Raw genomic sequence first — 23358 nt, forward strand, 5'->3', positions numbered from 1 at the left:
AAGGAATTCCGTAATTAGAATATGTCTCATTAATACTACTTGTAGTTTCCATCTCTATATTTTCTGATGTCTTACTATAAGTAGTTTTATATGGCTTTTCCCATGCTATTTCTATATTCATATTTCTATTTACAATTTCACTTACTTCAACTAAGAATTCATTTTTTTTAGTGCTGTTTACTTCAAGAAATTGATTATACATATTAGTTTCTATTACCATAATATTCCCCCATAAATGATATAACTACTATTTATAATACAGCTTAATTTTTCTATTCCTTATCTATCACTATATTTATTCATCTCTTTGGCAAAAATAATCAGAACTGCTCTTTTAATAAATATCGCTATAGTATTTCATAGATAATAATAGATATCTATTATTATCTATGAGGACTCAATTGAATAACTATTTTTTATTATACCAATCTTTTATTTATGTGTTAATAGTTTATAGATAAAAAGGAGCTAACTATACAGTTAGCTCCTTTTTTAAGCGCGAGACGGGACTCGAACCCGCGACCCTCTCCTTGGCAAGGAGATGCTCTACCAACTGAGCCACTCGCGCGTAAATCTGGCAACCACTTACTCTCCCAGTCAGTCACCCAACAAGTACCATCAGCCGCTTAGATCTTAACCTACGTGTTCGGAATGGAAACGGGTGTTTCCCCTAAGCGCATTATCACCAGAAATATTTTGTTGTTTAACGCATATATACTATATCGTATTTACTTACGTATGTCAATATATTTTTCATATCCTCCCTGGCTAAACTATAGTCTAGTATCTAGAGCTAGATATTCTTTATCTCTCATTTCCTTAGCTTGCTAACCATTCACTACCAACTTATTGATTATCCATATTCATCACTCTACTCATATATGCTATACTAGAACAAAAATATATTAGGAGATAGATATGAATATCATTATAAGACAAGCCCAATTAGATGATTTAGACCGTATTACTTTTGTTGAAAGTACATGTTTTCCTCAAACCGAAGCTGCTAATAAAACTCAGTTCCAACAACGTCTTCTTACTTTTAAAGAAAGTTTTTTTGTAGCAGAACACTATAATCAAATCATAGGTTTTATAAATGGTGCCGTTATTGATGAGCCTACTATTAGTGATATTCTTTTCAAACAAGCAGACTTACACAAACCTTCAGGCACCTATCAAACAATCTTTGGACTAGATATTATGCCCGATTATCGTCATCAAGGTATCGCTATTAAGCTTATGAATCATATGATTGATTATGCTAAATCTACCAAAAGAAAAGGTGTTATTTTAACTTGTAAAGAAAATCTTATTCCCTTTTATAATCAGTTTGGCTATGTTAACCATGGTATTTCTGAGTCAATTCATGGTGGTGCTATTTGGTATGATATGATTTTACTATTTTAGTATCAATCAAGCAATAAAATACCTGTTTTTCAACATTAAATTTAACGGCCTCTATAAAACAGCGATTAGTTATGGAACGAAATTGATCACTTTATAGAAGATATTTTATGTGACAAAAAAACACCCTCTCGGGTGCTCTCTTCTCATACCTTCAAAAACAAATACTACAACTATTCAACCTTCATTATCTAGGTCAAACCCTCGAACCGTTAGTATTGGTCACCTCAATGTATTACTACACTTACAGCTCCAACCTATCTACCTCATAGTCTCTAAGGGGTCTTACTCCTTTCGGATGGGAAATCTTATCTTGTGGTCTGCTTCACGCTTAGATGCCTTCAGCGTTTATCAGATCCAGACTTGGCTACTCTGCTATGCCTTTGGTAAGACAACAGATGCACCAGTGGTCCGTCCATCCCGGTCCTCTCGTACTAAGGACAGCTCCACTCAAATTTCCTGCGCCCACGACGGATAGGGACCGAACTGTCTCACGACGTTCTGAACCCAGCTCGCGTACCGCTTTAATGGGCGAACAGCCCAACCCTTGGAACCTGCTTCAGCTCCAGGATGCGATGAGCCGACATCGAGGTGCCAAACCTCCCCGTCGATGTGAACTCTTGGGGGAGATAAGCCTGTTATCCCCGGGGTAGCTTTTATCCGTTGAGCGATGGCAATCCCACTTTCATACCACCGGATCACTAAGTCCTACTTTCGTACCTGCTCCACCCGTCGGTGTCGCAGTCAAGCAACCTTATGCCTTTGCACTCTTCGAATGGTTTCCGACCATTCTGAGGTTACCTTTGAGCGCCTCCGTTACTCTTTAGGAGGCGACCGCCCCAGTCAAACTGTCCACCTGACATTGTCCCAGACCCGGGTAACGGGCCATGGTTAGAAGTTAAGTATTACAAGAGAGGTATCCCACCGGCGACTCCACCTAGACTGGCGTCCAGATTTCTCAGTCTCCCTCCTATCCTGTACATGTAATACCCAACCTCAGTATCAAGCTACAGTAAAGCTCCACGGGGTCTTTCCGTCCTGTCGCGGGTAACCAGCATCTTCACTGGTACTACAATTTCACCGGGTGCGCTGTCGAGACAGTGCCCAAATCATTACGCCTTTCGTGCGGGTCAGAACTTACCTGACAAGGAATTTCGCTACCTTAGGACCGTTATAGTTACGGCCGCCGTTTACTGGGGCTTAAGTTCAAAGCTTCGTCCTTAGACTAACCTCTCCCCTTAACCTTCCAGCACCGGGCAGGCGTCAGCCCTTATACATCACCTTTCGGTTTAGCAAAGACCTGTGTTTTTGTTAAACAGTTGCTTGGGCCTATTCTCTGCGGCCTACCTAAGTAGGCACCCCTTCTCCCTAAGTTACGGGGTCATTTTGCCGAGTTCCTTAACAACGCTTCTCCCGTCGGCCTTAGGATTCTCTCCTCATCCACCTGTGTCGGTTTACGGTACGGGTACCTATCACGCAATAGCAGCTTTTCTCGGCAGTGTGGATTCAGCAACTTCTCTACTTTTATTTCGATCCCCATCACACTTCATCCTCGCCTAACGGATTTGCCTGTTAGGTGCGACTTTGTGCTTGGCCCAGGATACCATTCCTGGGTTTGCCTATCCTCCTGCGTCCCTGCAGTTCTGATAATAGGTAGTACTGGAATATGAACCAGTTGTCCATCGACTACGACTTTCGTCCTCGCCTTAGGTCCCGACTTACCCAGAGCAGATCAGCTTTACTCTGGAAACCTTGGATATTCGGCCTACAAGATTCTCACTTGTATCTCGCTACTCATTCCGGCATTCTCACTTGTAATTACTCCACAGCTCCTTACGGTACTGCTTCTGCGTCGTTACAACGCTCCTCTACCAATCCACTATTGTGAATTCCATAGCTTCGGTGGTGTGTTTTAGCCCCGGACATTTTCGGCGCAAGATCTCTCGACTAGTGAGCTATTACGCACTCTTTGAATGAGTGGCTGCTTCTAAGCCAACATCCTAGTTGTCTTCGAAATCTCACATCCTTTTCCACTTAACACACACTTGGGGACCTTAGCTGATGGTCTGGACTGTTTTCCTTTTGACCACGTGTCTTATCACTCGTAGTCTGACTGCTGACGGTATCTTGATGGCATTCTTAGTTTGATATGCTTCGGTAAGCTTGTGGGCCCCCTAGGCAATTCAGTGCTTTACCTCCATTAGACTCCTATCAACGCTAGCCCTAAAGCTATTTCGAGGAGAACCAGCTATCTCCGGGTTCGATTGGAATTTCTCCGCTACCCACACGTCATCTCCACCTTTTTCAACAGATGTGAGTTCGGACCTCCATTACCTTTTACGGTAACTTCATCCTGCACATGGGTAGGTCACCCGGTTTCGGGTCTACTAACAATGACTATTTTGGCGCCCTATTCAGACTTGGTTTCCCTTCGGCTTCGTACCTCCTGGTACTTAACCTTGCCACAGCTAGTAACTCGCCGGACCGTTCTACAAAAAGTACGCGGTTGCGCATCATATGGCGCTTCCACTGCTTGTAAACATAGAGTTTCAGGTTCTCTTTCACTCCCCTCCCGGGGTTCTTTTCACCTTTCCTTCACAGTACTATGCGCTATCGGTCACCGAGGAGTATTTAGGCTTGGGGGGTGGTCCCCCCGGCTTCCCACAAGGTTTCTCGTGTCTCGTGGTACTCTGGATACTGCTAGGCTTCACTTGGATTTCGCTTACGGGATTATCACCCTCTTTGATGAGACTTTCCAGACTCTTCAGCTATCCGCATTCTTGCCATGACGCAGTCCTCAACCCCAGATTACAAGTAATCTGGTTTGGCCTGTTTCCCTTTCGCTCGCCGCTACTTAGGAAATCGATGTTTCTTTCTCCTCCTGAAGGTACTTAGATGTTTCAGTTCCCTTCGTTCCCTTCCTATAGTTATGTATTGGCTATAGGATGACAGAGGTTTGCTCTGCCAGGTTTCCCCATTCGGATATCTACGGATCAAGGTTTATTTGCAACTCCCCGTAGCTTTTCGCAGCTTATCACGTCCTTCATCGGCTCTCGGTGCCAAGGCATCCACTCTACGCTCTTAGTAGCTTGACCTATTGCTCATTATTGAGCGGTCTAATCATGTTTTCACATGATTGGTGCCTTGTTAATTATCATTTCTGATAAAAACAAAGAATGTTTTAAGTCATTTCTGACTATATCGGTTAAATTGTAGATTTTACACCCCGACAAACATTTTTGCATTATACAATGCGTGTACATTTATCGTTAGGCGCAAGTTATATTGCTATAACTTACAAATCTATAATTGTTGTAGTATTTGTTTTTCAAAGTACGATTAAAATTCATACATTTCACATCTTTGATATTCATGTATTTCTTTTATTTGGTCGCCATTTGTTCCTGGCGACTTTTATTATAGTACACTATTTACTTACATAAGTCAACGATTTTTTATAAGTTTTTTATAGATATGTTGATTCACCCTTTATAAAGCCAAGAATTATAGAAGAAATAAAAAAGTAAAACAAGGATATGATATTCAACAAGAACTCATATCTTTGTTTTTTACTTAATTAGAGTCTTTCTATTATTTAAATGAACTTTAAATCAAGCATCCATCATCTACATTATTTTAGGTCCAAACTGTTTCTTCAATACTTCTTTTTCTAGTTCTATCTCGCCCTTCTTTAATCCTATAGCTAACTTCTCAAGAAATTCCGGTATATCTTCCATTAACAAATCTCCTACTACTTCACCTAGCTTCGCACCGGCTTGACCTTTGCTACCGTTAATGGAAAGTGTAAATACTGTTTTTATTTCATCATTAATACGTTTTTTGCTACCGCAGAAACCTAGTACTGCAATTTGATGGGCACTACAAGAGCTTTGACAACCCGAAATATGTATAGCTGGTAGCCAAACTTGCACCTCTTTAGGTACCTTGTCAAACCTCTTCTTTATAGATCCTGCAAGCTCCTCTGACGCAGCTAATCCAATCTGACAGGTATTGGCTCCTGTACAAGCTACTAACTTACTCATAATATCTGTTAAGCCTAACGTCTCAGTTTTAGCCAATATCCTTTCTGCTTCTTCACCATTCAAGTTAAGCATATAAAATCCTTGATCCATTGTCAGACGTATTTTCACATCCTCCACAGCTTCTGCCATTTCTACTATTCTGCCTAATTCTTCTACACTTAAATAGCCACCAAAGGGATGTACATAGACACCATAAAGTCCTTCTTGCTTTTGGCTTACGAGCCTTTCATTATTTATGCTTAGATGAGCCCCCTTTTTATTATAGGTTATTTCATTAATAATTGGCTCATTTATCCCTCTGGCTTTTACTTTATCAATATAATCATGTAATTTAGCCTTAAATGCTTCTTCACCTAAGCGTTCTACGATATATCGGATTCTTGCTTTATTACGATTTTCATAATCCCCATAATCTTCAAAGAGCTCTTTAAGTCCTTGTATGACATAAAGTATTTCTTGTAACTCAAGCTTCTCTTCAAACACAATACCTGGTTTAGGATTTCTACCAAGTCCCCCACCTACAAAAACCTTAAAATACTTGTGTCCATCTTCTTCCATCGCCATAAATCCAAGGTCAGTCACGGTAGTATTTGAGGTATCCTCCTTACTACTTGCAAATGCAATTTTAAACTTACGAGGTAAGTGAAAAGAGTCTATAATCTTCATGATAAAGTCACAACTAGCTAGTGCATAAGGGGTGACATCAAATATATCCTTAGAGTCTACTCCTGAAAGTGGTGAACAAGCAATATTTCTAGGGCTATTGCCCCCTCCACCTTTAGTTACTAAACCTTCTTTCAGTAATGCTTCCTTTACTTCAATGGTTTGCGCTAGGGTAAGCCCATGATATTGAATATCTTGTCTAGAGGTAAGGTGAAAACGTCTCACACCTACTTCTTTACCAATTTCATATATACTTCTTAGCCATTTTACTTCACATACACCTGCTGGGATACGTACTCTTAACATAAAAGTCCCTTTTTCACGTTGTTCGTAAACACCCATCCCACCGAGGAGAGGTTTAATATTCTTTAACTCTTCTTTCTTATTTAATACCTCTTTCACCTTTTCTTTATAGTTTTGTACACTTTGGATAACTGCTTCTATCTCTGAATGTTTCACTATTTTTGCCCCCATTTTGTCATCTTTTCTACAGCTTATCTTCCCCACGCTAATCTTCTGTAAGTTTCTATAGTCAGCCATTGCTCTGAAAGCCTTTCTTCTTCATCGGCTTCTTTATTTTGTACCTTACTATAAGTTCCTATAAAGTGGGCCAATTCTTCATTTGAATGTACATTTACCTCAAAGCCCCTACCATTTACTACAGGATAGCCGGAATAAGTATAGTTTTGAAGAGATACTATGTCTACTACTTTTCCTTCTTTAATACTTATAGCCACATGATCTCTTAATACTAATATATCAAAATAAGATGGATACTTGAAGCTTTTACTTTGTAAAGGAATACTATCCCCTATCTCATATACCTGCCCATAACTTGTAGCCTTTTTTATGTTATAGTCCTCTATGCTATAGTAAAATTCATCAAATATATCAGTCCTAGCCTCTAAGCCATTCCCCCTAAAAATACTAAACGAAACTGTTTCGCCCTCTTTTTGGGTGATGATACCACCGCCGGCTACATCATAGCCATCCACCATAACAAAACGTCCTGTTACAGGACTCTCCCTAAAAACATCAAATACTACAGGTTCTTTAGTATTTATAATAACTTCTGCTACCCCATTTAACTCTACTTGTTGATGCGTCACATTACTATCTAAGCTAGTGGCATCGATTACTTTGATAATACTACTTACTTCTCCTTCTATCTCTTCCGTAGCTAATTTAATCTTATATTTTTTGCCTATAGTAAGTGGTTCCTTTCCCATCCAAAAAATGCTTGCACGGAAGCTTTCAGCTACTAAAGGAGGATTTGTTTCATGAGTAATAATTTCTCCTCTTTTATTAAAGAATTCATCTTCAACAATAATACCAATAGACTCACCGGCAAAACCTTGTTCCTTTTGATCTCTCTCTGCCCAATATGCAATACTTTTAATATGTGTTGTTTTACCCTCTGGATAAATAGTAATCTTATCTCCTACTTTTAACTGACCACTTTCAATACGCCCCGCAATGATTCGTCTATCATCGAATTTATATACATCTTGAATAGGTAGTCTAAGTGGCTTATCTTCTATCCCTTTATCTCTTTCTATTGCATCAATGCCTTCTATAATAGGCGTGCCTTTATACCAAGGCATCTTATCTGATTGACTAGTGATATTTTCTCCATAAAAAGCTGAGATTGGAATATATTTTAAAGGATATACACCTAAAGCTCCTAAAAATGTACTCATTTCCTGACGGATTACATTAAATACCTCTTCTTTATAATCTACTAAATCCATTTTGTTAACAATGACATAAACCTTCTTTATGCCTAACAAGGATAGCATATAAGCATGTCGTCTTGATTGCTCCTGTACACCTTCTTTGGCATCTATTACTAAAAGTGCAGCTTCTGCACTAGCAGCTCCTGAAATCATATTTTTTAGAAACTCCTTATGTCCTGGTGCATCAATAATGACATAATCCCTCTTAGTTGTTTGAAACTGTATTTGTGTGGTATCAATGGTTATTCCTTGCTTTTGTTCCTCTTCAAAAGCATCTAGTAAATAGGCATATTCAAAAGGCTTTCCAGTTTCTTTAGCTATTTTTCTAACTTTCTCAACCGCCCCTTCAGGCAGTGATTTTGTATCATATAGCAGTTTCCCAATTACTGTAGACTTACCATGATCCACATGACCTACTACAACTATTTTAAGTACCTCTTTATTTGGTATCTGACTCATATATTCCCCTCCATCATTTCACTCTTTCATATATCTTAGGAACTTTTATCTACATATCAGTATCTTATCTCGTGATATCAAACCCTATCTACATATAACCATCCTTGCGAAGCTTCTGCATTGCATAAGAATCTTCTTGGTCTTGAGCTCTACCTGCTCTTTCACTAACGGTAGTATTTTTTAGCTCCTCTATGATTTCATCAAGGTTGGTAGCACTTGATTCAACTTGTGCTGTACAAGGCGCACACCCTAAACTACGATAACGTTTACCATTCTTAGCAAAATATAAATCTATAATAGGCATATTTTCTCTTTTGATATATTCCCATATATCAATCTCATTCCAGTGCAGAAGGGGGTGAACACGAATATGATTACCTTTTGGGAAATCTGTTTTGAACTGGTCCCATAATTCTGGAGGTTGATTTGTATAATCCCATTCATCATTTTTATTTCTTTCACTAAAGACACGTTCCTTTGACCTTGAACCTTCTTCATCACGTCTCACACCTACTATTAATCCTTCAAAACCATATACATGCACCACCTGCTGTAAGCCTTCTGTTTTAAGTGCCTTGCAACATACTAATCTTCCCTTATCTGGTCCCATCCCCGCTTCTATAGCAGCTTTATTGGTATGGACGATTAAATCTAAATTCATTTCCTTTGCAACACGGTCACGATATGCTATCATTTCCGGAATCTTATAAGTAGTATCTACATGAATAAAAGGAAATGGGCAGTGACCATAAAAAGCCTTTTTAGCTAACCAAAGTAATACCGTTGAGTCTTTTCCTATTGACCAAAGCATACCCAACTTACCTAGTTTTTTATATGCTTCTCTTAAAATAAAAATACTCTGCGCTTCTAATCTATCTAAATGATCCATCTTTTAACCCCCTCTTAATAGGTATTTGCCTGTTTTTTGTTTATAGTAATCACTTGTTCTGATTCATCTGTATGCTTCATAATCCAATGGAGTAAATCGCCTTCTTCTTTTGTTTGTAAAGTACTTCCTAAGCCTCCTATATCTGCTCCCAAAAAATAAGAAATGGCTTGGAAATTACATGCCTTCACACAAGAAGTACAACCCCAACAATCTTCCGGGCATCTCATAATTGTTTGATGCCTATCATTCTCTGTTAGGAGATTTCCAGGACAAACCTTTCTGCACATGCCACAATTAGTACATTTATCTGCATTAATTTGTATGCTCATAATGCTCACTCCTCCTTACTAAATCCCTTAGTATTATCTCTATGTTTCCATTTACCTTTTTAGAGTTCACATATTTAAGCCATTTATCATCTTGCTCAGGGTAATCTGTATGCTCAGCAAAGCTATGCCACCTTGTTTCTTTTCTTACTCTTAAATGCTCAATGAGTACCTGGGCCACCTGAAGTCTGTCTATTAGCTCATAAAGCTTCATGAGTTCATACATGTCCTTAACCTTTAGTGTACGGCTTAATTCTACTAGAGCATTTATTTTATCTCTTGCCTTAAGTAGCTGTTTTTCATTGTAACGATAACCTACTGAAATGCCTCCTGCATAGGTATCCATTACTTTTTGCATAGCTTCTTCTACCTCTTCTACCTTATATAAGGTAGTTTTTTCACCTATGTAACCTTTTACCTCTTCATATTTTAGAAGCGCCTCATCTATTTCATTTAAAGTATCATTATCTTGTGTAGTTCCACTTTGAGGTTCTTTTCTATTATTCATTTTTTCTTCGCCCTCTTGTTCCATATACTCTCGCTCAATATATGCTATAGCAGCTTCAGCTGCTATTTCTCCTTCAGCAAGTGCCCCCGTCACATACTTTTGCGGGCAACCACCTGCTACATCCCCCGCAGCAAAAAGTCCTGATAAAGTTGTACTCCTGTCTTCTGCTACCCAATATCCACTTGCAGTATGGCCACCTACAATATAAGGTTCTGTTCCTTCAATCTCTACATTCTCCCTGCTAGGTCCTTTGCCACCTTCTATCCATTTTAAGGTTTGTGCAGGAGACATATTAAGATAGGCTTTAAGTAATTCTTGCTCTTCTCCCTCACTAATACCTTCTGTCTTTAAATAGCAAGGCCCTCTTCCTGCCTCATTTTCCTTAACAGTCCCATATACCCTTTCTGACGTAGTATTCCCATAATGTATTTCATAAACCTCACCTAAACTATTAATCTGCTTTGCACCAAGTCCCTGCGCAATAGTGCCTGTAGGTGATATTGTATCCTTACAACGTAGTGCAATAAAACGCATCTCGAAAGTAGTCATTTCTGCTCCAGCACGAATGCCCATAGCATAACCTGCTCCTGTATTAAAAGGACTATACCACATCTTATGTCTTGAAAACCCCGGGTTATTAGGTTTATAAATGCCTGAAGCACCTCCTGTTGCACAAATCACCACTTTAGCTTTAATGTGGTAAAAAATTTCTTCTTCTACTCCTATAGCATAAGCACCTGCTACTTTACCATCCACCACCTTGTAATCAATAGCATTCACTTGATTTAATACTTGCACATTTTTTGAAGCGTAGACTGCATCTGCTAATAGGCTTTTTATATTTTCACCATTTATCTTTATATTCCTATTTCCTCTTGCTACATATTCCCCCTGTTCATCCTTTAAAATAACTAGACCTAATGCTTCAAGCTTGCGAGTTACCTTATTTAGTCTTTGAGACATGGAAAATAATAAATCTTCTCTCACTATACCGGCTGCATCTTTTGTTGCATAGTTCACATAGTCTTGTGGTGTTTGTCCTTTTGTTATATATGCATTTAGTGCATTGACTCCAGCAGCTAAGCAGCCACTTCTTTCAATATTAGCTTTTTCCAGTATAAGTATCTTATAAGAGCTTTGTTCTCCAAGTGTAAGTGCTGCATAACACCCTGCAGTTCCTCCACCTATAATGACTACATCAGTTTCTAATCTTCTAAATTCCATCTTCTATCACTCAACTCCCTTGGTCATCTTAGATAAATATAGGCATTTCGTCATATTTCAATTTATTTTCTACAATCTTTGTTGCTACTTCATCAAATAAATAAAGTTTATGCACAAGTAGATGTACCCTTTCACCAATTTGAACTGGCTCCTCTTCAAGGGAACGATAACCTGATATTTCTAAATCCCCCACTACAACGGTTATTTCCAGATTATTCCCCCTAAAAGCAATCGCCTTAACGTAGCCATCTTCCGCTGCCGATCCTGCTACTATTTGCTTATTATCCTTAAATACCTCCACAAACTCGGGTCTTACAACAGCTTTAGTACCATGCACTTCTTCATTAAAGCCCTTTAACCTACTGTAATTTTCTATTACAGTAGATTCTCCAATAAACTGCGCTACAAAAGGCGTTCTCGGATTCTTATAAATCACTGTAGGACTTCCCATCTGTTCTACTTGCCCTTTATTCATAACAATGATTTCATCTGCAATTTCTACAGCTTCCTCCTGGTCATGGGTAACAAAAACACTGGTAATACTAAGCTTCCTAACCATTTCCTTTAACCAACTTCTTAGCTCTTTTCTCACCTTAGCATCAATAGCTGCAAAAGGCTCATCTAAAAGAAGTAATTCTGGTCTTGGTGCAATAGCTCTTGCAAAAGCCACTCTTTGCCTTTGTCCACCCGAAAGTTGATGCGGATATCTTTTCTCTAGCCCATTAAGCCCTATTAACTCTATAAGTTCTCCTACACGCTCTCTAATTTCTTCTAAAGAAAGTTTTTGTAATTTTAAACCAAAAGCAATATTTTCATAGACACTCATATGCCTAAATAAAGCATAGTTTTGAAAAACAAAACCAATTCCTCTTTTACCAGCTTGAATATCATTCACCCTTATGCCATTAATAATAATATCTCCTGTATCAGGTGCCTCGAGACCTGCAATCATCCTTAAAACCGTTGTCTTTCCACTCCCACTTGGCCCTAAAAGCCCAATGAGCTTTCCTTTCTCAATGGCAAAGCTGACATTTTGAGAAGCATTAAATTTTCCAAAAGACTTGTTTAGCCCCTTTACTTCTATGTGCATCCTCTATCCCTCCTTTTTATTTCTTTTTTCAATTTGATTTCGTAATATTAGTATGATAACAGCAAAAATCACTAATATGGATGCTACTGCAAAGGCAGCTGCAAATTGATATTCATTGTATAAAATCTCAATGTGTAGAGGTAGGGTATTGGTCTTTCCTCTAATGTGTCCAGAAACAACAGATACTGCTCCAAACTCTCCCATAGCTCTTGCCATGCAAAGGACTATCCCATATAAAAGCCCCCATTTAATATTAGGTAAAGTAATTTTCGTGAAGATAGTAAATCCACCAGCACCCATCATTGCTGCCGCCTCTTCTTCATCTTTCCCTTGAGACTCCATAAGGGGAATAATTTCTCTAGCCACAAAAGGAAAGGTAACAAATACGGTAGCTAATACAATTCCTGGTATAGCAAAAATAATCTTTAGGTTATAGGCATCTAAAAAAGAATAAAATAAACCTCCTCGACCAAAGGATAATACAAAAACTAAACCTGCAATAACCGGGGAGATAGCGAAAGGTAAATCAATAAGACTTACTAGTAGATTCTTTCCTTTAAATTTAAATTTAGTAATAGCCCATGCAGCCATAAGTCCGAAGAGGGTGTTTAGCCCAACAGCTATCAAGGTTGCTAATACTGTGAGCTTCATAGCTGCTACTGTACTAGGGTCTATAACTACCTGTGCATACGCTTCAAAACCCTTACTTAATGCTTCAACTATAATAAGTACAAGAGGAAAACCTAACATAAGTACTAAAAAACTTATACTTATACCGATTAAAATACATTGATTCCTTTTCATGCTCTTACCCCCTCATCATCTTATTATTGTGATGTTGTACTACATTAATAAGTAATAACATTAAGAAAGATAACCCTAACATAACAACTGCAATAGATGTAGCCCCCTCATAGTCATACTGCTCTAGCTTAGCCATAATAAGTAAGGGCGCAATTTCTGTTTTCATAGGCATATTCCCCGCAATAAATACTACACTGCCATATTCTCCAATCCCTCTTGCAAAAGCTAAGGAGAATCCTGTTAGAAGTGGCGCCATAAGTTCAGGCAAAATAACCTTCCTAAAGGTAGTAAAGCCGTTCGCCCCTAGCATAGTAGCAGCTTCCTCATACTGAGGGTCTAAGTTTTCTAAAATAGGTTGCACCGTTCTTATCACAAAGGGCATTCCTGTAAATATAAGTGCTACAGTAATGCCAAAGGTTGAAAAAGAGCTTTTTATACCTAAAGAATATAAGCATTTACCTATCCAGCCATTTTCTGAATATAGGGTAGTCAGCGCAATACCAGCAACAGCTGTGGGCAAAGCAAAAGGTAAATCTATGCAGCCATCTAAAAAAGCTTTAAAAGGGAAATCATACTTAACTAATGTCCATGCCAGTATAATTCCAAATATACTATTAACCAAGGCTGCTGTTAAAGCACAACTAAAGCTTACTTTATAGCTTGCTACGGCTCTCGGGTTCAGTACTGTATCTAAGAAACCATCTACCCCTATTCCCATGCTCTTTAGTATCACACTTGCTAAAGGAATCAGTACAATCAAGCTTAAATAAGCTAAAGTAAATCCCATAGTTAACTTAAAACCGGGTATGATTCCCCTTGTTTTTTTCATTTAATTTCCCCTCTCCATGTTTCCTGTCAACTCAAGTTCTTCTTTGCTCCTCTTCTAACACTCATTACTTTAAGGCTGTATCTCGTAAATCTCATCAAATACACCACCATCTTTAAAATGCTTTTCCTGAGCATTCCGCCAACCACCAAATACTTCATCTACTGTAACCATTTTTACCTCTGGAAAACGTTCCTTATATTTCTCTGCTATCTGCTTATTTGTAGGCCTATAATAATTTTGAGCCACAATCTCTTGGCCTTCTTCTGTATAAAGATATTCTAAATAAGCCTTAGCAATTTCTCCTGTACCTCTTTTATCTACTACTTCATCTACAATAGCTACTGGTGGTTCAGCTAGAATACTTATTGAAGGGACAATAATTTCAAATTCATCTTCACCTAGCTCATTTATAGATAAAAAGGCTTCATTTTCCCATGCAAGAAGAACATCCCCTATACCTCTCTCTACAAAAGTAGTCGTAGCCCCCCTAGCACCAGAATCTAATACTTCAACATGTGAAAAGAGTTCTTTAACAAAAGACTTAGCTGCTTCTTCATCTCCTCCTGAACGTTCTAACTCATATGCCCAGGCAGCTAAATAGTTCCATCTTGCACCACCCGAAGTCTTGGGATTTGGTGTAATAACGGATACCCCTTCCTTGATTAAATCATCCCAATCTTGAATCCCCTTTGGATTCCCTCTTCTCACAAGAAATACAATTGTCGATGTGTATGGTGAGCTATTATCTGCGAACTCTTTTTGCCATTCACTATCTATAAGCCCTGCATCACTGATAGCATCTATATCATAAGCTAACGCTAAGGTTACTACATCTGCTTCTAAACCTTCAATAACCGAACGCCCCTGTTTACCTGAACCTCCATGTGATTGATTAATTATGACGTCCTGACCGGTCTTTTCCCTCCAATACTTGCTAAAACCCTCGTTTGCCTGTACATACAGTTCTCTGGTAGGGTCATAAGAAACATTCAAAAGCTCTACCACTTGAGCATCTTTATTATTTTCTTTTGCTACTTCGCTTTCACAGCCAGACATTAGTAGCACTCCCCCTAAAGTTAAAGATAAACTTAATAATATACTTACCTTTTTCCACACTACTCCATGCTTGCTTAATACGTTGAACATTTCTTATCCTCCTTTTTATAATAATTAATCCTCTAACTAAATCTTCATTTCTTTAATTCCAAGTAAACATATATGTTTATTCTGTATAATATATTATGATTTTTTTAATTTGTCAATTAATTTTTTATATTTACTCTATATTCATTAAAATGCTATTCCTTAACTATAAAATAGGCTATTTTTTAGTTATCATTTACTAATTTCCTTCCTATTATTTCTTGAAATAGATTATCTAGATAATCTTCTTTAGACGTAGTACAGTAGCTAAATCATCATTAACATAAAAAGGAGGTTGTGCTATGTAGCACAACCTCCTTTTTATGTTACCTTACTTATTACTCCAATACCTCTACTGATATTGTTACGCATTTACAACGTTATCCTCCTATACCAATAATGCCTCTCAGTCATAGTCTCTACTTTGACCTTGCGTCGAGGTAGTATGATATCTACTTCTTGATACTGATACTTTCTCTTAAACATTCACTTAGTTATAATAGAAATTAATACAGTTATTTACATTCCGACCAGGTGAAGATAAGTAGCTCCCATTATAATATAACCCTGAAGAAGCACCTCCATCCAAACACATAGCACTTACAAGCCCCATTTCTTTAACTATATTTTTAAGTTCACTTACACTTGCTGATACTGTACCTATTATAAGCTGATTATCTTTTGTAGTACCAATAAAACTTCGACGAGCTACTTGAGTAAGAATTTTAGCTTCCGTAAAATTTTCATCAGAAGGATTTCCTGTGATTTTTCCATCAATCATTAAGCTTGGTCCTGCACTTAGTGCATAGATTACATTATTCCAATCCTTTGAAGATGTGTTTTTAGGTAAGTAATTTACTTTATATTCTACGCTATCTCCTACATTAAACTTCTGACTTCTCTTCTCCGTCATAGTAAGAATAAAACCATTGTTAGGGACGGTTCTTGTTTGGGTTACCATCTTAGCTACTTTCCCATCTACACATACTACTGCGGCCCATCCACTAGGTAAGGTAATATTACCTTCATACTCTGGTGTATATATTACTGTTGTACTTGAATCCGCAGTATGACGATTTACGCGATAGCTTGTCCATGCTTCTTCCCCATTTATGTATCCTTGGACTCTAGTAGTAACAAAATCAATTAACACCTTATTATCGGAAGTGAAGCCTATAGTAGCTCCAATATCAGTAATGTGTAGAACCCTTCCATTACTTACTAAAGTTCCATCAGGTAACGGTACATCTCCATTATATGCTGCAAAATAGGTTCCATTAATACTAGCTTTTGCCCCATTTGCCATATCTTTAATGGCAGCTGCCCTTGTTACTTTATTACCTGCTGTGGCAATTTTTACTTTTACTTTAGGATCATTCATATTAATGGTAAGCATTGTAACATTTTTCCCTAGTAACGTCTTGCTTGTATTTATAAAACCACTTCCATTAGTAGCGCTACTTGTGTTTATGCCTGTTGCTATAGTCTCTAGTTTCCACTCTTTTTCATTTCCTTCTAAGTTAATGGCCAAAATACCATTTTTATAATTAACTTCTGCCCCTAATGCTTCTGCAACAAAACGAATAGGTACATAGGTAACTCCATCTACTACTTGAGGTGCTACTTGCAAATTTTTTTCTTCTCCGTTTACAGTTGCCTTTTTACTCCCTACTTTTAATTCAATGTTTGTATCCCTGTAAGATAAAGTAATGGTTTGGCTTGCCTGTTCAAAGCTCACTTTAGCTCCTAAATCTTCACCTATTACACGAAATGGAACCATTGTCGTATTATTTTGGCTTAGACACTTTAAATTACTTGCTTGTAACGAATTTACTAATATTATACCACTTACTAAAATCAACCCTATTTTCTTTGATAGCTTCATATCTATCTCCTATCCTTATCTGGAATTGTATTGTAAAACCACTTATAGATTTTATTATATTTTCAATATCAAATCTATTATTTATATACACAAAATTATTTCAGGCCCCAAATACTATCTGTTTAAAATTAATCGTCAATTTTCCTTTTATAATTCTTCCGTTGCTATTATAAACGGTTATTTTTATTTTATGTAAAATAAACGAGAGACCTCTTTAACAAATATTAATTTGTCTCTGATGTCTCTCATTTATTTTGCATTTTTTATATTTTGATTTCTAAGGGCTTTATTCCTAAGTAAATAGAAAAAGATAAACACTGTCTCTACTTTTCTTTAAATATACTACTTCATATATTTCATCATTTGATGGTGGTCAGGGTAAGAAGCTATTGCTCCTTCTACTAATACACTATGCTCGCAAAAACGATTAGCAAAACGTAGATATTCTATTAAATTGTCTCTGCTTAAGTCACTTATATTATTTATATCAATTCCTGATTCCATTAATTTGTACAAAAAGGCTCCAATAAATCCATCACCAGCACCGGTAGTATCTACTGCTTTTACTTTATTAGATGGTACATTAACTTTTTGAGTTAATGTATAAGCTTCAGCGCCATCTCCACCTTTAGTGAATAAAACAAGCTTTACTCCACCCGCAAATAAAATATCCTTAGCATCCTCTATTGTTTTATAACCTGTAATAAATTCTAATTCCTCATCTGAAATCTTTAGAATATTAGCTTTTGGAATAAATTCGAGTATCGTATCTCTAAGAGCTTCTTTACTCTCCCATAGTGGAAATCGTATGTTAGGATCAAAACTTATTAATGCTCCGCATTTACTAGCCAAATCTATTGTTTTTTTGTGTGCTTCTTTCATTGAACTAGGGACTAAATCTACTGAGCAAAAATGAAGAGCAAAACTTTCTTTAAACCATTCTGCTTTTATTTCCTCTGGTTTTAAAAGTAGGTCCGCACTTGGATTATGATAAAACGAAAACTCCCTATTTCCGTCTTCTGCTAAAGATACGAACGCTAGGGCTGTATTAGCTTCTGTTGTACGCAAGATATTGCTTACATCTATGCCATGGCCACTTAACTCTTCTATAATTTTATCACCAAATGCATCTTTTCCTAACTTTGTAAGCATCATAGAGTCTCCGCCTAATTTCGAAAAGGCTCCACATACATTAGCTGGTGCCCCTCCTACTTTAGGCGCAAAGCTTTCCACTTTCTTAATTCCTACTCCCGATTTCCCTGGGATAAAATCAATTAGAGCTTCTCCGATAGCAATTAATTTACGCTTCATCATATTTCATCTCTCCTAGTTCCCATACTGCCACAGTTGCCTTACAACATGTTACCTCTATACTATTTTTTCTTTGTTCCGGGTAATACCTGGTGGCAAATACTTCTTGTCCTTCATTTATAAAAATCTCAAGAGCTGAATAATCACAAAACACACGTAAGTTTCGTAGTTCTTTTAGGCTTACTATACGTTTTGTTCTACCTGCTCCAGTTGCATTTAAAAATTCTAAAGTAAAGGTCTCATCTGCTGCATCAAAAGTTAGAGATACATCTTCATTAATAATTAAGCTAAGACCACTTTCACTATTAATATCCGTTACAATAACCTCACTTAAACTATATGCCGATAATGTTTCTTTTCCTTCTATATTATTAATAATACATTGTTTTCTTAAACTTTCTATTTCCTTAACAGGATTTTGAAAAAGCTTTCCTCCTTTAAAATGAAGCTCTCTTGGTATTGTTAAACAATGTTGCCATCCTTTTTCTATTGTTGGGTTATGATATTCAGGTTCACAATCCGGTAACCCCATCCAACCAATTAGAATTCTTCTTCCCTTTTCATCTTGAAATGTTTGAGGTGCATAGAAATCAAAACCTCTGTCTAACTCACAAAAATTATTTAAACTATACGTACTTCTAAAATCTCCATCTATCACATAGTAACCTGATTGATAAACATTCCAAAACTCAAATCCTTGCTTCTCTACACCTTGTGGCGAAATACTTAATATAGTAGTGCCATCCACTTTAAATAAGTCAGGGCACTCCCACATATAACCGAATCTTTCCTCAGAGGTTATCTCATTAATTAGCTTCCACTTCTTCTTATCCTTTGATTCAAAAACCAAGACCTGTCCCCTATCTTCTTTAGTTCTAGCGCCTTGAACCATATAGTAGGTGTCTCCTTCTTTCCATACTTTAGGATCTCTTACATGGCAACTCATTTTTTCAGTATAATCTTTGTTAGTCATAATACATTGTTTTGGCTCAAAGTATTTCATATCTTGTGTTTCAACAAGCATGGTATTTGCTTCTCTTCCTATATAGTCATAGTCGAAGTCTCCTAATCTTTTTACATTCCCTGTGTAATATATATATGCTTTATCATCTTCAACAAATGTACTACCTGAGTATACACCATGGCAATCTTCTGCTTGGTCCGCTAGTAAAGGCGTTCCCTCATATGTCCAGTCCACTAAATTAGGGCTCGTATAATGTCCCCAGACTTTAATACCACCTTTTGGGTCAAAGGGGGAGTATTGAAAAAACACATGATACTTTCCCTTAAAATAACAAAGTCCATTAGGATCATTTAACCAACCTATTGGAGGCATTAAGTGAAATCCTAATCTCCATTTATCTTTTTTTACTCTAGGTCCATCTAATTGTTCTATTATCTTAATTACTTTTTTTAAATCCTTATGTGTCGAATTCACCGTCTAAATCCCCTTCCCATACTATAAAGGACTGACACTATCGAATGTGATATGTGACAGTCCTTATATATTTTTAAAACAAAAATGAAATCTGTCTATAGCTATACTATACTTATTTATTTTTGTCTATTTATTCTCATCTATTCCTAGCACCCAAGAAATAACGAACGCTACTGATGCAGATACAACTAAAGTTAATAAATAGCCAAAAGCTGAATTAGTTGTTATCAAAAATCCGAATACACCTGTTACACCATAAGCTGTTGCTCCCACATTAAAGATAGAAGCTACTAAAGCTCCACACGCTCCACCAATCGAACCAGCAATAAACGGTTTCATATAACGGATATTAACCCCAAAGATTGCAGGCTCCGTGATACCTAGAAATGCTGATAAGGATGCTGGAATTGCCAGTGCTTTAATTTTTTTATCTCTTACTTTTAGTGCTACTGCAAGTGCTGCTGCTCCTTGTGCTACGTTCGCAGCTGAAGCAATTGGCATCCATGTATTAATACCATCTGCACTAATCATTCCTGCTTCAATAACATTATACATGTGATGAACACCTGATACTACTGTTGTAGCATATGCTCCACCCATTAAAAGCGAACCAATACCAAATGGAATTGCAATAAGCCACTGTACACCTACTAATACCTAGTTCTCAGCAAATGCAAACACCGGGCCTATTACAGTTAAAGCAAGATATCCTGTTACTAATACTGTTATAAGTGGTGTTACAAATAAATCAATTACCTCTGGTACAAATTGATGCAGTTTCTTCTCTAACTTACTCATAAAACATACAGAGATAACAATCGGAATAACATGTCCTTGGTATCCCACTTGTCCAATATCATACAAACCAAACCACACTGAAAACTGAGGTATGCTCTCCATACCTGCTACATTCCATGCATTAATAAGGTTTGGGTGAATCATAATCATCCCAATAACTGCACCTAAAAATAAGTTTCCACCAAATACTTTAGCTGTACTAATTGCAATTAAAATAGGCAGGAAAACAAAAGCCGCATTAGCAAACAATGAAAGTAATGTAAATGTATCAGAGGCTGATAAGCCAGGAAATGCCTTACCTAAACCTTCTAATAGTCCCATTAACAACCCACTAGCTACAATAGCTGGAATAATAGGTACGAAAACATCACCTAGCGTTTTAATAGCACGTTTAAATGGACTAATTTTAGCTGTTGCTGCTTGTTTCACTTCTTCCTTTGTGGCTGTTTCTATTTTTGCCGCTTTTGAAAACTCATCAAAGACTTTATTAACTATTCCTGTCCCAAAAATAATTTGTACTTGTCCTTGTGCTTCAAAAACACCTTTTACACCATCCACCTCTTCAATAGCCTTTTTATTCAAACGACTATTATCTGCTAATACCAAACGTAATCTTGTAGCGCAATGTGCACCTGATACGAGATTGTCCTTGCCCCCGATTCCTTCTAGAACTTGTAGGGCGGCTTGTTTATAATCCATAGTTGTCCTCCTGCTGTCATAGTGAAATTGATTTCATATTATATTGTTTTAAACAGAACAATATCCCAACTAATATTATTTTAATCCACCTTGTATAATTATTAATGCATATGTGAAATCGATTTCATATATTGGTTTTATTATACGGTATTTTACTGTATTTATAAACTAATTATTTAAACAAAATCTCGTTATTTATTTGTGCACTTTGCCTAGCAATACTATATTTTTACAGATTCTCTTCCAATTATTTCATAACCCAATTTAATTTTCTTATTATATGTTTGATTTTGTTCAATCATATCTAGTAGCATACTTGCTCCTTCGACTCCACTGATCCTATAATAGTACTTCACCGTAGTAAGTTTTGGCGAAACAACCTTAGAAAGCTTAGTATCTCCCATACCTACTATTGAGATTTCTTCCGGAATAGCTTTCCCCTCTTCTTTAATAGCCTCAATGGCACCTACTGCAATTGTATCTGTAGCACAAAAAATACCATCTATTTCTGGATGACCTGCTAATACCTTCTTCGTCAGCTCATATCCTGATTCCATAGAAAATGGTCCCTCTTCTAAGGCTACAGCTTCTACTTTTTCACTATTAGTCTCGATTGCTTCAAGAAAGGCTTTCTTTCTACTTAATCCTGCCGCCTTATCCTTTGAGGGTGCTCCAATATAAGCAAGCTTTTTGCACCCCGCCCTAATTATTTCATTAACCAAAGATTTAGCAGCATTATAATCGTCATGATAAACGCAGCAATATCCTTCTAACTCTTGACCGATAATGACAACTGGTATGGGCATTTCCTTTAATAGTTTTTTATGTTTATTATTAATAATCGTAGCAATAAAAATCAGTCCATCTACTTGATTATTTCTAAAGATATTTAAATACTCCAACTCCTGTTCTATATTATTATCTGTATTAGCAAGGATAATATGATACCCTGAACTGGCTAACTTCTCACTAATACCATCAACAACCTTTCCAATCGTTTCCGAACTTATCTTAGGTAAAATGACACCTATTAGCTTAGTTTTTCTTGTTCTTAACATTTGAGCTTGAGAAGATGGAACATAGCCTGTTTGCTCTATAATCATTCTTATCTTCTCTTTTTTATCTTCACTTACATACCCATTATTTAAATATCTAGATACTGTTGCACTAGATACGCCTGCTATCTTTGCTATTTCACTAATATTCAATATCTTTCCTCCTATAGTCTCTCCCTTTAATTTTATTATTATGCTTTTTACAGATATATTCAATATTTTATGCACTATACTTATATTAATAGCATACTCTTTTATGATAGTTTGTACCAAACCCCTTATTACAAGCTTTATGACATCTTAACACTAAAACACACTTAACTTCTGTTATAATCTCACTATGAAGAATCATTATTTAAAGGAGGTAATTATATGAAATTTATACCCTCTAGGACTTTTACAGTATACTCTTGTTTATCCTTTGATGAGGTTAAAAATACTCTCAGTAATCAAACTACAGAAAGCATATTTGATAAAAGGCACTGTCCCTTTATTAGTAATGTTGGCGAAGGACATTTTGAAATTTATAAGGTATTACATCAAGAAAGTAATCTTAATAAAAAAAGTGGCTTCAACCTTATTACAATAGGAACTAAGAATGCCGAAGATGACCATATCATCCATATTGAACAACGATTTCATCCGATTACATTGGCTTTATTCTACATCGAATGTATAATTGGGATGATTTTATTTCTGACAGCTATTGTTTTAACAATTGTAGCTCCTCAGTCTCTTTTTATGGATCTAGTCTTCTTACCCTTAGTAGCCCTTTGTGTGCTTGCTAGCTATATGAGTATGCGCTCTTTTGATCGTCAAACAGAATATACTAAAAGAGAACTTTTTAAACTTATCAAAGCTGTCCAAATCAATTCTCAAACCACACCTTTAACAGAAGAACATCTTATCTTTTAAAATAATTCCTTAGATTTTATTTTCTTTGTTTAAATTATAAACGAGCTAACCTATATTCAATCATTTCATTTAAAAATAAACATATCTCATTTATGATATGTTTATTTTTTTACATAACAATATTGTTCTTAACTTCCTA

General features: G+C 36.7%; 16 protein-coding genes, 1 tRNA gene, 2 rRNA genes and 1 pseudogene (1 of these 20 only partly in view). 2 read left to right on the forward strand and 18 right to left on the reverse strand.

Annotated features, from left to right (window positions below; all coding sequences use genetic code 11):
• The 3 genes from QTL86_RS18025 to rrf all read right to left on the reverse strand — a co-directional run.
• Window positions 1-220 carry the 5' portion of an N-acetylglucosaminidase gene (locus QTL86_RS18025; protein WP_410495650.1) on the reverse strand. The gene continues 668 nt to the left of window position 1, outside the view, so only the first 220 of its 888 coding nucleotides appear in the window; its start codon is at window positions 218-220; the stop codon falls past the left edge of the window.
• Between the two features lie 275 nt (window positions 221-495).
• Window positions 496-568 (reverse strand) — tRNA-Gly (locus tag QTL86_RS18030).
• A gap of 4 nt (window positions 569-572) precedes the next feature.
• Window positions 573-690: ribosomal RNA gene (gene rrf / locus QTL86_RS18035) — 5S ribosomal RNA — on the reverse strand.
• A 228-nt stretch (window positions 691-918) separates the two neighbouring features.
• Here rrf and QTL86_RS18040 point away from each other — a divergent pair.
• A complete protein-coding gene (locus tag QTL86_RS18040; RefSeq protein WP_013655118.1) occupies window positions 919-1407 on the forward strand; it encodes a GNAT family N-acetyltransferase in 489 nt (162 codons plus the stop codon).
• Between the two features lie 189 nt (window positions 1408-1596).
• Here QTL86_RS18040 and QTL86_RS18045 read toward each other — a convergent pair.
• From QTL86_RS18045 to QTL86_RS18115, 15 genes and pseudogenes are all read right to left on the reverse strand, one after another.
• Window positions 1597-4499, reverse strand: a 23S ribosomal RNA gene (locus tag QTL86_RS18045).
• A 531-nt stretch (window positions 4500-5030) separates the two neighbouring features.
• A complete protein-coding gene (locus tag QTL86_RS18050; protein ID WP_190283469.1) occupies window positions 5031-6569 on the reverse strand; it encodes a nitrite/sulfite reductase in 1539 nt (512 codons plus the stop codon).
• Window positions 6570-6604: 35 nt separating this feature from the next.
• Complete coding sequence (locus QTL86_RS18055) at window positions 6605-8305, reverse strand: sulfate adenylyltransferase subunit 1 (protein ID WP_410495651.1); 1701 nt, start codon at window positions 8303-8305, stop codon at window positions 6605-6607.
• Between the two features lie 88 nt (window positions 8306-8393).
• On the reverse strand, window positions 8394-9194 hold the full coding sequence (gene cysD, locus QTL86_RS18060; protein WP_127065123.1) for a sulfate adenylyltransferase subunit CysD: 801 nt from the start codon (window positions 9192-9194) through the stop codon (window positions 8394-8396).
• Window positions 9195-9208: 14 nt separating this feature from the next.
• On the reverse strand, window positions 9209-9523 hold the full coding sequence (locus tag QTL86_RS18065; protein ID WP_127065122.1) for an indolepyruvate ferredoxin oxidoreductase subunit alpha: 315 nt from the start codon (window positions 9521-9523) through the stop codon (window positions 9209-9211).
• Window positions 9507-11252: an adenylyl-sulfate reductase subunit alpha gene (locus QTL86_RS18070; protein ID WP_127065121.1), complete on the reverse strand. Its 1746-nt coding sequence runs from the start codon at window positions 11250-11252 to the stop codon at window positions 9507-9509. Before QTL86_RS18070 ends, QTL86_RS18065 begins: the two co-directional genes overlap by 17 nt.
• 28 nt (window positions 11253-11280) lie before the next feature.
• On the reverse strand, window positions 11281-12342 hold the full coding sequence (locus QTL86_RS18075; protein WP_127065120.1) for a sulfate/molybdate ABC transporter ATP-binding protein: 1062 nt from the start codon (window positions 12340-12342) through the stop codon (window positions 11281-11283).
• 3 nt (window positions 12343-12345) lie between these two features.
• Window positions 12346-13146 (reverse strand): sulfate ABC transporter permease subunit CysW, encoded by an 801-nt coding sequence (gene cysW / locus QTL86_RS18080; protein ID WP_127065119.1) that lies wholly within the window; start codon window positions 13144-13146, stop codon window positions 12346-12348.
• Between the two features lie 4 nt (window positions 13147-13150).
• The gene (cysT, locus tag QTL86_RS18085) at window positions 13151-13975 is read right to left on the reverse strand and encodes a sulfate ABC transporter permease subunit CysT (protein ID WP_410495652.1); all 825 of its coding nucleotides are present in this window, start codon (window positions 13973-13975) and stop codon (window positions 13151-13153) included.
• 69 nt (window positions 13976-14044) lie between these two features.
• Window positions 14045-15121: a sulfate ABC transporter substrate-binding protein gene (locus QTL86_RS18090; protein WP_410495653.1), complete on the reverse strand. Its 1077-nt coding sequence runs from the start codon at window positions 15119-15121 to the stop codon at window positions 14045-14047.
• A 487-nt stretch (window positions 15122-15608) separates the two neighbouring features.
• Window positions 15609-17003, reverse strand: coding sequence for a stalk domain-containing protein (locus QTL86_RS18095; protein WP_127065116.1), 1395 nt, complete (start codon window positions 17001-17003; stop codon window positions 15609-15611).
• A gap of 342 nt (window positions 17004-17345) precedes the next feature.
• Window positions 17346-18317 carry a carbohydrate kinase family protein gene (locus QTL86_RS18100; protein WP_190283468.1) on the reverse strand — a complete coding sequence of 324 codons (972 nt, stop codon included), beginning with the start codon at window positions 18315-18317 and terminating at the stop codon, window positions 17346-17348.
• On the reverse strand, window positions 18304-19752 hold the full coding sequence (locus QTL86_RS18105; protein ID WP_127065115.1) for a glycoside hydrolase family 32 protein: 1449 nt from the start codon (window positions 19750-19752) through the stop codon (window positions 18304-18306). Before QTL86_RS18105 ends, QTL86_RS18100 begins: the two co-directional genes overlap by 14 nt.
• 126 nt (window positions 19753-19878) lie before the next feature.
• Window positions 19879-21249 (reverse strand): annotated as a pseudogene (locus QTL86_RS18110) (PTS transporter subunit EIIC).
• A 221-nt stretch (window positions 21250-21470) separates the two neighbouring features.
• Window positions 21471-22457: a LacI family DNA-binding transcriptional regulator gene (locus tag QTL86_RS18115; protein WP_127065113.1), complete on the reverse strand. Its 987-nt coding sequence runs from the start codon at window positions 22455-22457 to the stop codon at window positions 21471-21473.
• A 219-nt stretch (window positions 22458-22676) separates the two neighbouring features.
• Between QTL86_RS18115 and QTL86_RS18120 the strand changes: the two genes are divergently transcribed.
• Complete coding sequence (locus tag QTL86_RS18120) at window positions 22677-23219, forward strand: hypothetical protein (protein ID WP_127065112.1); 543 nt, start codon at window positions 22677-22679, stop codon at window positions 23217-23219.
• Window positions 23220-23358 lie beyond the last annotated feature (139 nt).

The organism is Cellulosilyticum sp. ST5, from assembly GCF_046529625.1.
Classification (GTDB): domain Bacteria; phylum Bacillota; class Clostridia; order Lachnospirales; family Cellulosilyticaceae; genus Cellulosilyticum; species Cellulosilyticum lentocellum.

Excerpts from the sequence above, each read along its gene's own strand:
- QTL86_RS18055 (WP_410495651.1), bottom strand. The coding sequence starts at position 8,305 with ATGAGTCAGATACCAAATAAAGAGGTACTTAAAATAGTTGTAGTAGGT.
- cysT (WP_410495652.1), bottom strand. The coding sequence starts at position 13,975 with ATGAAAAAAACAAGGGGAATCATACCCGGTTTTAAGTTAACTATGGGA.
- QTL86_RS18120 (WP_127065112.1), top strand. The coding sequence starts at position 22,677 with ATGAAATTTATACCCTCTAGGACTTTTACAGTATACTCTTGTTTATCC.
- QTL86_RS18090 (WP_410495653.1), bottom strand. The coding sequence starts at position 15,121 with ATGTTCAACGTATTAAGCAAGCATGGAGTAGTGTGGAAAAAGGTAAGT.
- QTL86_RS18095 (WP_127065116.1), bottom strand. The coding sequence starts at position 17,003 with ATGAAGCTATCAAAGAAAATAGGGTTGATTTTAGTAAGTGGTATAATA.
- QTL86_RS18075 (WP_127065120.1), bottom strand. The coding sequence starts at position 12,342 with ATGCACATAGAAGTAAAGGGGCTAAACAAGTCTTTTGGAAAATTTAAT.
- QTL86_RS18100 (WP_190283468.1), bottom strand. The coding sequence starts at position 18,317 with ATGATGAAGCGTAAATTAATTGCTATCGGAGAAGCTCTAATTGATTTT.
- QTL86_RS18040 (WP_013655118.1), top strand. The coding sequence starts at position 919 with ATGAATATCATTATAAGACAAGCCCAATTAGATGATTTAGACCGTATT.
- cysW (WP_127065119.1), bottom strand. The coding sequence starts at position 13,146 with ATGAAAAGGAATCAATGTATTTTAATCGGTATAAGTATAAGTTTTTTA.
- QTL86_RS18065 (WP_127065122.1), bottom strand. The coding sequence starts at position 9,523 with ATGAGCATACAAATTAATGCAGATAAATGTACTAATTGTGGCATGTGC.
- QTL86_RS18070 (WP_127065121.1), bottom strand. The coding sequence starts at position 11,252 with ATGGAATTTAGAAGATTAGAAACTGATGTAGTCATTATAGGTGGAGGA.
- cysD (WP_127065123.1), bottom strand. The coding sequence starts at position 9,194 with ATGGATCATTTAGATAGATTAGAAGCGCAGAGTATTTTTATTTTAAGA.